Origin of the sequence: Roseateles sp. L2-2, from assembly GCF_050613215.1 — a bacterium.
GTDB classification, from domain to species: domain Bacteria; phylum Pseudomonadota; class Gammaproteobacteria; order Burkholderiales; family Burkholderiaceae_C; genus Roseateles; species Roseateles noduli.
In genome coordinates this window covers 447,186-460,659 of sequence record NZ_CP192509.1, presented here as the reverse complement: position 1 = coordinate 460,659, position 13,474 = coordinate 447,186, and the positions used below count along the sequence as shown (strand labels likewise).

The 13,474-nt window shown below is 68.3% G+C and carries 11 protein-coding genes; all 11 read left to right on the top strand.

Going from position 1 to position 13,474, the window contains the following annotated elements; all coding sequences use genetic code 11:
* Positions 1-13: 13 nt before the first annotated feature.
* The gene (locus tag ACQZ13_RS02125; protein WP_431049647.1) at positions 14-1,540 is read left to right on the top strand and encodes an FAD-linked oxidase C-terminal domain-containing protein; all 1,527 of its coding nucleotides are present in this window, start codon (positions 14-16) and stop codon (positions 1,538-1,540) included.
* 74 nt (positions 1,541-1,614) lie between these two features.
* A complete protein-coding gene (gene glcE / locus ACQZ13_RS02120) occupies positions 1,615-2,703 on the top strand; it encodes a glycolate oxidase subunit GlcE (protein WP_431053095.1) in 1,089 nt (362 codons plus the stop codon).
* A gap of 31 nt (positions 2,704-2,734) precedes the next feature.
* Complete coding sequence (locus ACQZ13_RS02115) at positions 2,735-4,024, top strand: AAA family ATPase (RefSeq protein ID WP_431049646.1); 1,290 nt, start codon at positions 2,735-2,737, stop codon at positions 4,022-4,024.
* 3 nt (positions 4,025-4,027) lie between these two features.
* On the top strand, positions 4,028-4,684 hold the full coding sequence (locus tag ACQZ13_RS02110) for an HNH endonuclease (RefSeq protein WP_431049645.1): 657 nt from the start codon (positions 4,028-4,030) through the stop codon (positions 4,682-4,684).
* A 2-nt stretch (positions 4,685-4,686) separates the two neighbouring features.
* Positions 4,687-5,943 carry a glycolate oxidase subunit GlcF gene (glcF, locus tag ACQZ13_RS02105; protein WP_431049644.1) on the top strand — a complete coding sequence of 419 codons (1,257 nt, stop codon included), beginning with the start codon at positions 4,687-4,689 and terminating at the stop codon, positions 5,941-5,943.
* A gap of 393 nt (positions 5,944-6,336) precedes the next feature.
* Positions 6,337-8,046 carry an alkaline phosphatase family protein gene (locus ACQZ13_RS02100; RefSeq protein ID WP_431049643.1) on the top strand — a complete coding sequence of 570 codons (1,710 nt, stop codon included), beginning with the start codon at positions 6,337-6,339 and terminating at the stop codon, positions 8,044-8,046.
* Positions 8,047-8,190: 144 nt separating this feature from the next.
* Positions 8,191-10,173 (top strand): ABC transporter ATP-binding protein, encoded by a 1,983-nt coding sequence (locus tag ACQZ13_RS02095; protein ID WP_431049642.1) that lies wholly within the window; start codon positions 8,191-8,193, stop codon positions 10,171-10,173.
* Positions 10,174-10,351: 178 nt separating this feature from the next.
* Positions 10,352-11,044, top strand: coding sequence for a hypothetical protein (locus ACQZ13_RS02090; RefSeq protein WP_431049641.1), 693 nt, complete (start codon positions 10,352-10,354; stop codon positions 11,042-11,044).
* 41 nt (positions 11,045-11,085) lie between these two features.
* Positions 11,086-11,373 (top strand): HPr-rel-A system PqqD family peptide chaperone, encoded by a 288-nt coding sequence (locus ACQZ13_RS02085; protein WP_431049640.1) that lies wholly within the window; start codon positions 11,086-11,088, stop codon positions 11,371-11,373.
* Positions 11,370-12,284: an HprK-related kinase A gene (locus ACQZ13_RS02080; RefSeq protein ID WP_431049639.1), complete on the top strand. Its 915-nt coding sequence runs from the start codon at positions 11,370-11,372 to the stop codon at positions 12,282-12,284. The genes ACQZ13_RS02085 and ACQZ13_RS02080 overlap by 4 nt, the downstream gene beginning before the upstream one ends.
* Positions 12,281-13,435 (top strand): nucleotidyltransferase domain-containing protein, encoded by a 1,155-nt coding sequence (locus ACQZ13_RS02075; protein WP_431049638.1) that lies wholly within the window; start codon positions 12,281-12,283, stop codon positions 13,433-13,435. Before ACQZ13_RS02080 ends, ACQZ13_RS02075 begins: the two co-directional genes overlap by 4 nt.
* The last annotated feature ends 39 nt before the right edge of the window (positions 13,436-13,474 follow it).

Sequence of the window (13,474 nt, the reverse complement as noted above, 5' to 3'; positions counted from 1 at the left end):
ACAGTTCGACGCCATGACCGCCGTCCTTCCTTCCACCCACGAGCCGCCCGGCGACCAGGCCGCCGAGCTGGCCGGTTTCCGCGCCGGGCGCCGCGCGCAACTGGTCCAGGCCCTGCGCGCCGAGCTGCCCGCACACGCGCTGCTGTGGCAGGACGAGCAGACGCGCCCCTACGAATGCGACGGCCTGACCGCGTACCGCGAGCGCCCGCTGGCCGTCGCGCTGCCCGAGACCGAGGCCCAGGTCGCCGGCGTGCTGAAGGCCTGCCACGCGCTGGACGTGCCGGTGGTGGCGCGCGGTGCGGGCACCGGCCTGTCCGGCGGCGCCATGCCGCACGCCGAAGGCCTGACGCTGGCGCTGGCCAAGTTCAACCGCATCGTCGCGATCGATCCGCTGGCGCGCACCGCCCGGGTCCAGTGCGGCGTGCGCAACCTGGCGATCTCGGAAGCGGCGGCCGCGCACGGCCTGTACTACGCGCCGGACCCGAGCAGCCAGATCGCCTGCACGATAGGCGGCAACGTCGCGGAGAACTCCGGCGGCGTGCATTGCCTGAAGTACGGCCTGACGCTGCACAACGTGCTCAAGGTGCGCGGCTTCACCGTCGAGGGCGAGCCGGTCGAATTCGGTTCCGAGGCGCTGGACGCGGCCGGCCTGGACCTGCTGAGCGTCGTGATCGGCAGCGAGGGCATGCTGGCGGTGGTGACGGAGGTGGTCGTCAAGCTGACGCCCAAGCCGCAACTGGCGCGCTGCATCATGGCCAGCTTCGACGACCTGCGCCGCGCCGGCGACGCGGTGGCCGCGATCATCGCGGCGGGCATCATCCCGGCCGGGCTGGAGATGATGGACAAGCCGATGACGGCGGCGGTGGAGGACTTCGTCCACGCCGGCTACGACCTGGACGCCGAGGCGATCCTGCTGTGCGAGAGCGACGGCACGCCGGAGGAGGTCGAGGAAGAGATCGCCCGCATGAGTGCGTTGCTGCAGGCCAGCGGCGCGACGCGGATCGAGGTCAGCGAGACCGAGGCGCAGCGGCTGCGTTTCTGGAGCGGCCGCAAGAACGCCTTCCCGGCGTCCGGGCGCATCAGCCCGGACTACATGTGCATGGACTCGACGATCCCGCGCAAGCGGCTGGCCGACATCCTGCTGGCGATCCAGGAGATGGAACGCAAGTACGACCTGCGCTGCGCCAACGTCTTCCACGCCGGCGACGGCAACCTGCATCCGCTGATCCTGTTCGACGCGAACGATCCCGACCAGCTGCACCGCTGCGAGCGCTTCGGCGCGGACATCCTGGAGACCAGCGTCGCGATGGGCGGCACGGTGACCGGGGAGCACGGCGTCGGCGTGGAGAAACTCAACAGCATGTGCGTGCAGTTCTCGCCGCAGGAGCGCGAACGCATGCTGGCCCTGAAGCGGGCCTTCGATCCGAAGGGGTTGCTGAACCCCGGCAAGGTGATCCCGACGCTGCAGCGCTGCGCCGAATACGGCCGCATGCATGTGAAGCGCGGTGCACTTTCATTCCCAGAACTGGAGCGATTCTGATGGCAGTGCAAGCAGCAGGCGCCGCGGCGGCGGACCCGGAGCCGGGCGCCGGCTTCGTCCCCTCGACGCAACTGATGGCGACCCTGGAGGCGATGGCGGCGCGTTTCCAGGAGGGCCGGCCGGTGCGGCTGACCGGTCACGGCAGCAAGGATTTCTACGGCGGCCCGCTGGGCGACGCCGAGCCGATCTCGACGCTGTCGCTCAACGGCGTGATGGCCTATGAGCCGAGCGAGCTCTACGTGACCGCGGCGGCCGGCACGCCGGTGGCGGACGTGGAGGCGCTGCTGGCGCAGCACGGGCAGCACCTGGCCTTCGAGCCGCCGCGTTTCGTCGGCGCGGCCTCGGGCGGCACGGGCACGATAGGCGGCATGGTCGCGAGCGGGCTGTCCGGTCCGGCGCGCGCGACCGCCGGCGCGGTGCGCGATCACGTGCTCGGGCTGACGATGCTCGACGCGAAGGGCGAGCTGCTGCACTTCGGCGGCACGGTGATGAAGAACGTCGCCGGCTACGACGTGTCGCGGCTGATGGCGGGATCGATGGGCGTGCTCGGGCTGATCGCGCAGGTCACGCTGAAGGTGCTGCCGCGGCCGGTCGCGACCGCGACGCTGCGCTTCGAGGCCTCGCAGGACAAGGCGCTGCTGCGGATGAACCGCTGGGGCGGGCAGCCGCTGCCGATCTCGGCGAGCGCCTGGTGGGACGGCGCGCTGGTGGTGCGCCTGTCCGGCGCCGAGGCGGCGGTCCGCGCGGCGATCCAGAAGCTCGGCGGCTCGGTGATCCCGGAGCCGATGGCAGCGCCGTTCTGGCTGGGACTGCGCGACCAGTGCGACGAGTTCTTCCTCGGCGCGCGCCGCGCGGTGCAGGGCGGCGCGACGTTGTGGCGCATCGCGGTGCCGTCCACGACGCCGCCGATGGCGCTGCACGGCGAGCAGCTCGTGGAATGGGGCGGCGCACAGCGCTGGGTCGTGACGCCGATGGCGCCCGCGCAGGTGCGCGAGGTGGTGGCCGCGGCGGGCGGGCACGCGACGATGTTCTACGCGAGCGACAAGTCGGCGGGCACTTTCTCGCCGCTCGGCCCGCAGCTGACGCGCATCCACAAGGAGCTGAAGCGGCAGTTCGATCCGGCGGGGATCTTCAATCCGGGGCGTCTTTACACTGATCTCTGACTCGCCTAGAACGGCTCACTGCCTGACTGCCATGTATCTCAAGTCCCTCCACATCGAAAACTTCCGACGCTTCGAACGCTACGACTGCGGGTTCGATCCGAGGTTGACCTTGCTGATGGGCGTGAATGGAGCGGGGAAGTCTTCTCTGCTCAAGGCCATTTCCATTCCCTTTTCTACGGCGCTCGGACAACTGGGTTTTCCTAAGGGAAACGAGTTTGAAGTTGAGGACGTGCGGGCGTCCTACTCCACTGATCCCTCTAGCGAATCCTGGATGACGGTCGGCTATCCGCCTATCCTGAGGGTCGTCTTCGATGTGGAAGGGTCGCCCCAGGCGCTTTCACTTCTGCGGACGCCTGCTTCTTGGGTTTGGCAGCAGAACCCCCGTGCGGATATGGATCCACCGGTGGATCTCGATCAATTTGGCCATTCGGTACGAACTTGGCTATTTGGGCAAACCTCGAAGGCCGTTCCAGTGCTTGCGCGATTTGGGGTGAGCGCTTTTGCTGGAACCGCGAGGCCTCTTGATCTCGGCCGCCCGTTCGAGCAGAAGCGGGAGCTGTGGGACCGTTTTCAAAGCGACCAGATTGATGTCTCGACGCTAGCTCAATGGTTCCAACACAACGAGTTCAGGTCACTGCAAGAAGGTCAGGAGCCTCTGATTTTCCGGGTGGCAAAGCAGGCAGTCCTGAAAGCCATCCATGCGACGGATATCAAGTACGTCGTGCGCGAATCACGCCTGATGGTGCGTCACGAGGACACCGGCTGGCGCCCCTTCGACCGACTGAGTGACGGACAGAAACGGATCGCTGCGCTCTTCCTCGAGATCGCGGTCCGAGCTGCTTCGCTCAACTCGCATTTGGGCGAACGCTGTCTCCAGGACGCGCCTGGCTTCGTCTTGATCGATGAACTCGACATGCATCTGCACCCGCAGTGGCAGCGTGCTGTGATCGACGATCTGCTGGAGACCTTCCCAAGACTCCAATTCGTCGTGGCCTCACATTCGCCGTTCTTGATTCAATCGGCGCTGGAGCGCGGGATCGTGATCGATGCTTGCACCGGAGATCGTGTCGACGCCATGGACCACAGCATCGAGGACATTGCTGAGACGGTGATGGGTGTCGATCAGCCCCAGCGAAGTCAGCGGTTCCTTGAGAAGCGACAGCTTGCGCAGGAGTACCTGGAGTTGATGGAGAGCCCGACTTCAACGCCCGAGGAACGAGAGGCGCTCAAACACCGTCTAGACGGCGCGCTGGCGGAGTTCGCCGACGATCCCGCATCGGCGGCCTGGCTGAAGATGCAGAGCTTATCGAAGGGACTTTGATCCATGCGTTCGGTGCAAAAGGGCGACCACCCGGTCCAAGAGAACGGCGAACGTTTCGTTTTCCGGCCGTATATCAATGCTGCCCCGCACCTCAAAGAACGCCTCGGTCGCTATTGCAGTTTCTGCGAGCGCTTCGTTCCGACTGCTCTTGCGGTCGAGCACAAGCTGCCGAAGCTTCACTACGGACACCTCGAATTCGAGTGGACCAACTTTCTGCTCGCCTGCCCGAACTGCAACAGCACCAAGCTGACGCACGAGGTCACGGGCGTGGAGTCGATGTTTCCGGACACTCACGACACTTTTCGTGCCATCGAGTATTTGCGATCCGGACGCATCCAGGCCCGAGATACGCTCGCGGCGAATGATCTGGCGGCAGCGAAGGCGCTGCTGCATCTGGTCGGCCTGTCAAAAGAACCGCGGGAGCTCAGCGTCGCCGACGATCGCTGGAAGGATCGAATGGAGCTTTGGCGCTTGGCTGAGGACAGCCTTCGCTGTCTTCGGAAGATGGACACGCCCGAAATGCGCGAGCTGATCGTCGGTTACGCCAAAGGCAAGGGGGGCTTCTCGATCTGGATGGCGGTCTTCGCAGAGGAGCCAGCGATGCAAGCTGCATTCGTCGAAGCATTCCCTGGAACCCATCTCCATAGGCTCGCAGCCTGACCATGCAAACCCACCTCGCCCCCGAATTCCAAGGCACCCCGGAAGGCAGCACCGCCGAGGCCATCCTGCGGCGCTGCGTGCACTGCGGCTTCTGCACCGCCACCTGCCCGACCTACCAGCTGCTGGGCGACGAACTGGACGGGCCGCGCGGCCGCATCTACCTGATCAAGCAGGTGCTGGAAGGCGAGCCGCCGACCGCCGCCACGCAGCAGCACCTGGACCGCTGCCTCACCTGCCGCAACTGCGAGAGCACCTGTCCCTCCGGCGTCCAATACGGCCAGCTCGTGGAGATCGGCCGGCAGATCGTCGACGCGAAGGTCGAACGCACGCGCGAGGAGCGCGTCAAGCGCTGGCTGCTGAAGGAGGGCCTGACCTCGCCGCTGTTCAAGCCGGCGCTGCGGATCGGGCAGGCGCTGCGTCCGCTGGTGCCGGGCGCGCTGAAGGACAAGGTCCCGCCCAAGCCCGACGCGCGCGCCCACCAGTGGCCCCAGCGCAGCCACCCGCGCAAGGTGCTGATGCTGCTCGGCTGCGTGCAGCCGGCGATGATGCCCAACATCAACGCGGCCACCGCCCGCGTGCTCGACGCCGCCGGCGTGCAGACGCTGGTGGCCGACGAGGCCGGCTGCTGCGGCGCGATCCGCGCGCACCTGGACGACCACCACGGCGGCCTGGACGACGCCCGGCGCAACATCGACGCCTGGTGGCCGATGGTGGACGGCCACGGCGAGCAGGTCGAAGCCATCGTGATGAACGCCTCCGGCTGCGGCGTCCAGGTCAAGGATTACGGCCGGCTGCTCGCGCACGACCCGGACTACGCGGAGAAGGCCGTGCGCATCGCCTCGCTCACCCGCGACCTCAGCGAGTACCTGCCGGAACTGGTCCAGCCCCTGCGCTCGCGACTCGGCAAACCCGGCGCCACGATGTCGCGACCCAAGCTCGCCTACCACCCGCCCTGCACGCTCCAGCACGGCCAGCAATTGCGCGGCGGCGTCGAACGCCTGATGCGCGAGCTCGGTTTCGAGATCTCGATCGCCCCCAGCGAGAGCCACCTCTGCTGCGGCTCGGCCGGCACGTATTCGGTGCTGCAACCGCTGCTGTCCAAGCAGCTGCGGGACCGCAAGCTCGCCGCCCTGGCGCCGCTGGCCGCCGAGGCCATCGTCTCGGCCAACATCGGCTGCATCCAGCACCTCCAAAGCGGTAGCGACCTGCCCGTGCGGCACTGGGTCGAAGTCCTGGACGACGCCATCACGCACGGATGAGTCATTGACTCGCACGCCAGAACTCTTTCGGAAGCGTCGCGTCGACGCATCATTTCCGGCCGAAACCCTCCCCACTTGAGGAGGAGTTCTCAGATCGAAGGCCCCACCTGGGGCAAACCCGGGCATGCCCATTGCCTGCGGCCCGCAGAATCGCCTCCCATAACAGGAGGGGAGCGCGCAAGCGATCCAACCAGAAAGTGAAATAGGCCGGTCACCGCGTGGTGTCCGGCCTTTTTTCCGTCCGGACCGTCCCCGGACGGCGGCGGCCCGCCAGGGTTTGCCCGTCGCGCAGAGCGAGCAGACGTACCGGCGGACGCTCCCGCCGGGCGGGAGGAGGCGGATACTCCGCTGTCATATTTGTTTCAGCGGCTTCGTCCCGGAGCCCGATCCGCCATGACCCTGACCCGTCGCACCTGGCTGCTGGTGCCCGTCCTGGCCGCGCTGGCCGCCTGCGCCAACGCACCGTCCTCCTCATCCCCCGCCGGCGCCGCCGCCGCCGCGGCAACACCTGGCCCCGCGGCGTCCGCCTTCGCGGCGAAGAAACCGCCCAGACTGGTCGTCTTCATGGTCGTCGACGGATTGCCGATCCGGCAGGTGCTCGGCTACCGCGACCAGTTGCAGCCGGACGGCTTCAAGCGCTTCCTCGATCGCGGCGCGTGGTTCGCCAATGCGTACTACGGCCACGGCTACACCGTCACGGCGGCCGGCCACTCGATCATGCTGAGCGGCGCCTACCCGCAGCGCAGCAGCATCATCGGCAACGAGTGGCGCGACCCGATGACCGGCGCCCCGCAGTACAACACCGCCGACGCGCGCTACCAGTACATCGGCAACAAGACCGAGCCGCTGGCCGGCACCAGCCCGAACAACTACAAGGTCGAGACCGTCGGCGACGTGCTGCGCACGCTGCAGCCGGGATCCAAGGTGATCGGCATCTCGGGCAAGGACCGCGGCGCGATCCTGCCGGCCGGCCACAAGGGCACCGCCTACATGTACATGGGCGGCAGCGGCGAATTCGCCTCGTCGACCTATTACATGGACAAGCACCCCGCCTGGGTCGACGCCTTCAACGCGGCCAAGCCGGCGGACAAGTTCTTCGGCAAGACCTGGTCCCCGATGCTGCCGGAGACGGCCTACGCCCGCAGCGTGCCGGACGGCCAGCCCTGGCAGGCCAACAGCGGCAACGGCAACAAGCTGCCGGCCGTGCTGGGCGCCGGCATGGACGGCCCGGGACCGCGCTTCTACGGCAACATCCTGCCCTCCCCGTTCGGCGACGAACTGACGCTGGCCTTCGCCAAGGCCGCCATCGAGGGCGAACGCCTGGGCGCCGACGACCAGACCGACCTCCTGTCCGTCAGCCTGTCCAGCCACGACTACATCAACCACGCCTTCGGTCCGGAGTCGCGTCTGTCGCACGACCATTTCCTGCACCTGGACGCCTACCTGCAGGACTGGTTCAAGTACCTCGACGCCAAGGTCGGGCGCGACAACTACGTCGCCGTGCTGACCGCCGACCACGGGTTCACCGACACCCCCGAGTGGGCGAAGTCGCAAGGCCGGGACGCCGGACGCATCAATCCGACGCAGGCCGTGGGCTTCGTCAACGCCGGGCTCGCGAAGCAGTTCGGCGAGGGCCGCTGGGTGATCGGCATGTCCGGCAGCGGCTTCATCTTCGACGAGGCGGCGATCAAGGCCAAGGGCCTGTCCGCCGACACCGTCTACGCCGCCGCCAAGGCGCTGGTCGTGCAGGTCGACGGCGTGCAGACGGCCTTCACCCGCGAGCAACTGGCCGGAACGGACACCACGACGCCCTACCTCGAGCAGTTCCGTCGCTCCTGGTATCCGGGCGTCGCCGCGCCGCTGCAGGTGGTGCCGAAGGCGGGCTGGATGTTCGGCTCGCGCGTGACGGGCACCACCCACGGCAGCCCCTATGAGAACGACACCCACGTCCCGCTGCTGACCTGGGGGCCGGCGTGGGTCGGCCAGGGCCGCATCGAGCAGCGCGTCGAGATCGTCGACCTCGCGCCGACCCTGTCGGCCCTGCTGCACATCCCCGCACCGAAGCAGGCGCAGGGCGTGCTGCTGCCGCTGCCCGCCAAATAAGCGGAGCCTCCCCCAACGGGGGCCGTCCGCGCGCGGATTCCCCCCGTTCGCCCCACCCACCCGCCACCGGCGCGGGGGTGGGGTGCGCCTGACACCCGGCTCCTGTAGGCTCACCGGTCTCGCAGAAGTGACAGGGAGACCGCCGTGTTTGGCTGGTTCGAAAAACTCGTCGATCCGTTTCCGCAGACCCCGGCGCCGCAACCGCCGCAGGGCTTCTTCGCCTTCGTCTGGGCCGGCTCGCACGGCATGCGCGGGCTGGTGGCGGTGCTCATCGTCCTGACCGCCGCCATCGGCGCCTTCGAGGCGCTGCTGTTCTCCATGCTGGGCTCCGTCGTGGACTGGCTCGGCCAGGTCCCGCCCGCGCAGTGGTGGTCCACCCAGCAGGACAAGCTGCTGTTGCTGCTCGGCATCCTGCTGGCCAGCCCGCTGCTGATCGCGCTGCAGTCGCTCAGCAAGTACCAGGGCCTATCCAGCAACTTCCCGATGCGGCTGCGCTGGAACTTCCACCGGCACCTGCTGGCGCAGAGCATGAGCTTCTACCAGGACGAGTTCGCCGGCCGCGTCTCCGCCAAGCTGATGCAGACGGCGCTGGCCGTGCGCGAATGCTGGCTGATCGTCACCGACATCCTGGTCTTCATCACGATCTACTTCGTGACCATGCTGGGCGTCGTCGGCAGCTTCGACGCGACGCTGCTGATCCCCTTCCTGGGCTGGCTGGCCTGCTACGTCGTGGCGCTGAGCTACTTCGTCCCGCGCCTGAGCAAGGCCGCCACCGCCCAGGCCGACGCCCGCAGCCTGATGACCGGCCGCATCACCGACGCGTACACCAACATCAGCACGGTCAAGCTGTTCTCGCACTCGCACCGGGAAGCCGGTTTCGCGCGCGGCGCGATGCAGGACTTCCTGAACACCGCCTACCGCCAGATGCGGCTGATCAGCGGCTTCGAGATCGTCAACCACGCGCTGTCGATGGGCCTGATCGCCTCGACCGCCGGCATGACGGTCTGGCTGTGGACGCAGGGGCAGGTCGGCATCGGCGCGGTCGCGGCCGCCACGGCGATGGCGCTGCGGCTGAACGGGATCTCGCACTGGATCATGTGGGAGATGGCCAGCCTGTTCGAGAACATCGGCACCGTGCAGGACGGCATCACCACCCTGTCGCGCCCGATCGCGATCCGGGACGCGGCCGACGCGAAAGCGCTGGCCGTGACCCGCGGCGAGGTGCGCTTCGAGCACGTCGACTTCAGCTACGGCGGCCGCAAGACCGTGCTGCACGACCTGACCCTGACGATCCGTCCGGGCGAGAAGATCGGCGTGGTGGGTCGCTCGGGCGCGGGCAAGTCGACGCTGGTCAACCTGCTGCTGCGCTTCTACGACGTGGACAAAGGCCGGGTGCTGATCGACGGTCAGGACATCGCCACCGCCACCCAGGACAGCCTGAGACGCCAGGTCGGCATGGTGACCCAGGACACCAGCCTGCTGCACCGCTCGGTCCGCGACAACCTGATGTACGGCCGCCCCGACGCGACGGAGGAGGAGATGCGCGCCGCCGCCGAACGCGCCGAGGCGACGGACTTCATCGACGGCCTGAGCGACCCCAAGGGCCGCCAGGGCTACGACGCCCACGTCGGCGAGCGCGGGGTGAAGCTGTCCGGCGGCCAGCGCCAGCGGATCGCGATCGCCCGGGTGATGCTCAAGGACGCGCCCATCCTGCTGCTCGACGAGGCGACCAGCGCGCTGGATTCCGAGGTCGAGGCCGCGATCCAGCGCAGCCTGTACCGGCTGATGGAAGGCAAGACGGTGGTGGCGATCGCGCACCGGCTGTCGACGATCGCGGCCATGGACCGGCTGATCGTGATGGACCAGGGTCGCATCGTCGAGCAGGGCGACCACGCGTCGCTGCTGGCCCAGGGCGGCCTGTACGCCAAGCTGTGGGCGCACCAGAGCGGCGGCTTCCTGGTCGAGGACGATCTGGACACTCCGGACGAGGCCGGCGCGGGGAAGGACGGTGCGGCACCGCCGCTGTCGCCTGAAGGCGTCACCGGCATGAGCCGACCGCCTCATGCCGCCGGATCCATCGGCGGACACATGGATACAACTTCAACAACGGCGAAGGATTCCGTGTAAGCCGGCGCTGACTTATCTGGCGTGTGACGGACGCCGCACGCCACCCGTTCAAGGGGTTGGGCGGGGTATCCCGGGGCAGGCTTGTATGGAACACTGCGATCGCAGGTCGGACGGGAGCGCCGATCCGCTTGAACGTCCGCAGGAATCAGGACGACGTAGCACCACGAAAGCTGAGCATATGGACAACAGCAGCGACAACACCCCGCAGTCTTCGGCCACCCCGACCCCGGTCAGCCCGGTCAAGGGATCCGTCGTCTCGCAACGCCGTCGCCGCTTCATCCAGGCCGGCGTGGTGCCGGTCGGTCTGACGCTGGCCAGCCGTCCCGCGATGGCCTGGCACTGCAACTCCACCTCGGCCTGGGGCTCGGCGATCCTGCGCAACGGCGGCGCCAGCGTGCAGGCGCGCGCCAACGCGGCGGTGCTCAAAGACACGGAGTGCTGGGGCGTTTCCAACTTCGTCAACAACACCGGACGGTCGGTGGTGCAGGGCAACACGCCTCCCTGGAACTACATCGTCAAGACCTGGTTCAAGGGCAAGACCGTCAAGTTCGCCCGCGAGAACTTCACGGTCGGCCAGCTGTTCGGAACGCTCCGGAACTGCCCCGGCGTGACGACGAGTTCCAACTTCGACAATCTGATCAAGACCAAGCCCGGCGCCCTGGGCACCCTGATGGCGATGGCACGGCTGAACACGCTGTTCGCCGGCAACGGCGTCGCGCAATGCGTGATTTCGTCTACCGGGCAGGACATGCTGGTGAAGATGGCGAGCGACGGCCCGGGCATGTTCAAGCCGCCCAACTCCAGCGGACCGGCCTGGAACGCCGACGATTTCACCCGGTACCTCAGGGAAAACTGGCTCGTCGCTGACTGATGGCCGGTCCCGCCTGGCAATGCAGGCCAGCGATCGCTGACGTGCTGCTCGCCTGGGAGGGCGAACAGCACGCGGTCTTTTTCAACCCCGAGAGCGGGGACACCCACTTGATCGCCGCGCTCGGCGTGCAACTGGCCGAATGGCTGGTCGACGGGCCGTTGCGCCGCGACCAGTTGCTGACGCGCCTGGCGCGGGAAGTCGATTGGGACGAGATCCCCACGCCTGAGGCGCTCGCGGAACTGCTGGATCTCCATTTGCGCCGTCTGGTCGCCATCCAACTGCTGACACCGGTGGACGTCGAGGACCTAGCGCAGGAGCCGGTCGCTTGAGATTGCAGGACCTCGACACCGCCGGGCTGCGGGCCCGGATGCGCGACGGCGGCGTAACGCTGCGGCTGTCGCCCTTCACCGTGCGCATCCGGTCGGACATCCCCCACCTGGCCGGCGACGTCGCGGCGATGTACCGCGACTTCGAGCTCGTCGACGAGAACGATTTCGTCGACTTCCACGTGGCCGTGCTGCGCAGCCCGCACTGGTTGAGCAGGCTCCAGGGCCGCGCCGAGTTCTGGTTCGACGGGCAGCGTTCCTTCACGCCGCTGCCGGCCGCACAGGCGCTGGCGATGCTCGAATGGGGCATCAACTGGTGCATCGCGGCGCACGCCCATCAATACCTGCTGATCCACGCGGCCGTGCTGGAGCGCGGCGGCCGCGCGCTGCTGATGCCCGCGCCTCCGGGCTCCGGCAAGAGCACGCTGTGCGCGGCGCTGGCGCATCGCGGCTGGCGTCTGCTGTCGGACGAGCTCGGTTTGCTGGACATGTCGACCGGACTGGTCCACGGCATGGCGCGGCCGATCAATCTGAAGAATGCGTCGATCCCGGTCATCCGCGCGTTCGCGCCGGATGCGCACTTCAGCGCGTCCATGCCCAACACCTCGAAGGGCACGGTCGCGCTGGTGCGCGCGCCGCAGGACGCGATCGAGCACCGGCTCTCGCCCGCGCAACCCGCGTGGGTGGTGCTCCCCGCCTGGCGCGCCGATGCGCCTGCGCAACTGATGCCGATCGAACGGGCGCGCGCGTTCATGGACCTCGCCGAGCAGTCCTTCAACTACGACGTCCACGGCCAGGCCGGTTTCCAAGCCGTGGGACGGCTGGTCGAGGCGTGCGAGTGCTACCGCTTCGAATACAGCCAGCTCGACGAAGCCGTGGCGCATTTCGAAACGCTCCTGGAGGCTTCGCCGTGAGCGCGCGTCATGATCATGGCCCCGGTCACGCTCACGGCGAACGCCGTCGTCCGCTGCTGGTCCGCGTGCTGCTGCATCCCGCGATCGCCGCCGGGCTGAGCCTGACCGACTGGGACCTGCTGCTGCGACAGGCGCGTCGGTCCAACCTCGCCGGAAAACTGGCCGAGCTGATGGAGGTTGGCGGTTGGCTGGCCGCCTTGCCGGCGCCGGTGCAGCCGCATCTGCGCTCGGCGCTGCTGCTGTCGCGACGGCAGGTCCAGATGCTTAGGCGCGAGGTCGACCTGCTGCGCCAGACCCTGGACGAACTGGCCGGGCCGCTGATCCTGCTCAAGGGCGCCGCCTACGCGCTCGGCGAGCATGCGCCTGCGCTGGGACGCATGTTCAGCGACATCGACCTGCTGATCCCGCCCGAACAGCTGCCGCGCTGCGAGACGCTGCTGCTGGTGCACGGCTGGGACTTCGACGAAGACCTGGACGCCTACGACCAGCGCTACTACCGCGAGTGGATGCATGAGCTGCCGCCGCTGCATCACAAGCGCCGGGGCACCTCGCTGGACGTGCACCACACGCTGCTGCCGCCGACGGCGCGCACGGCGCTGGACAGCCGGGCGCTGTTCGACGCGCCGCGGCCCTTGCCTGGCCTGCCCGGCGTTTTCGTCCTCCCGCCCGAGGACATGCTGCTCCACAGCGCCGCCCACCTGTTCCACGAGGGTGAGCTGCCCAACGGCCTGCGCGACCTGTTCGACCTCGACGCGCTGATGCGCGAGTTCGGGGCGATCGACGGCTTCTGGCCTCGGCTGGCGGAGCGCGCGCGGCGGATCGGCCTGTCCCGCCCGCTGTGGCTGGCGCTGCGCTACACGCGGGTGCTGCTGGACACGCCCTATCCGGACGCGCTGCCGGCGGAACTCGGTCCGCCGCCGGGTCCGCTGGCCCTGCGCCTGCTGGACGCCTGCTACCGCCGCGCGCTGCGCCCGGACCACGACAGCTGCCGGCTGCCCGGCCATGCCCTGGCCGAGAGCGCGCTGTACGTGCGCTCGCACTGGCTGCGGATGCCCTTCGGCCTGCTCGCCCTGCACCTCACACGCAAGGCCTGGGGCCGCCTGACGGCGGTGCCCGAAGCCCCCAAGGTCGACGCGCCCCGCGACGCCTGACCCCGGGCGCGGCCTTTGCCGCGAAGCGCAGAGCCTTCG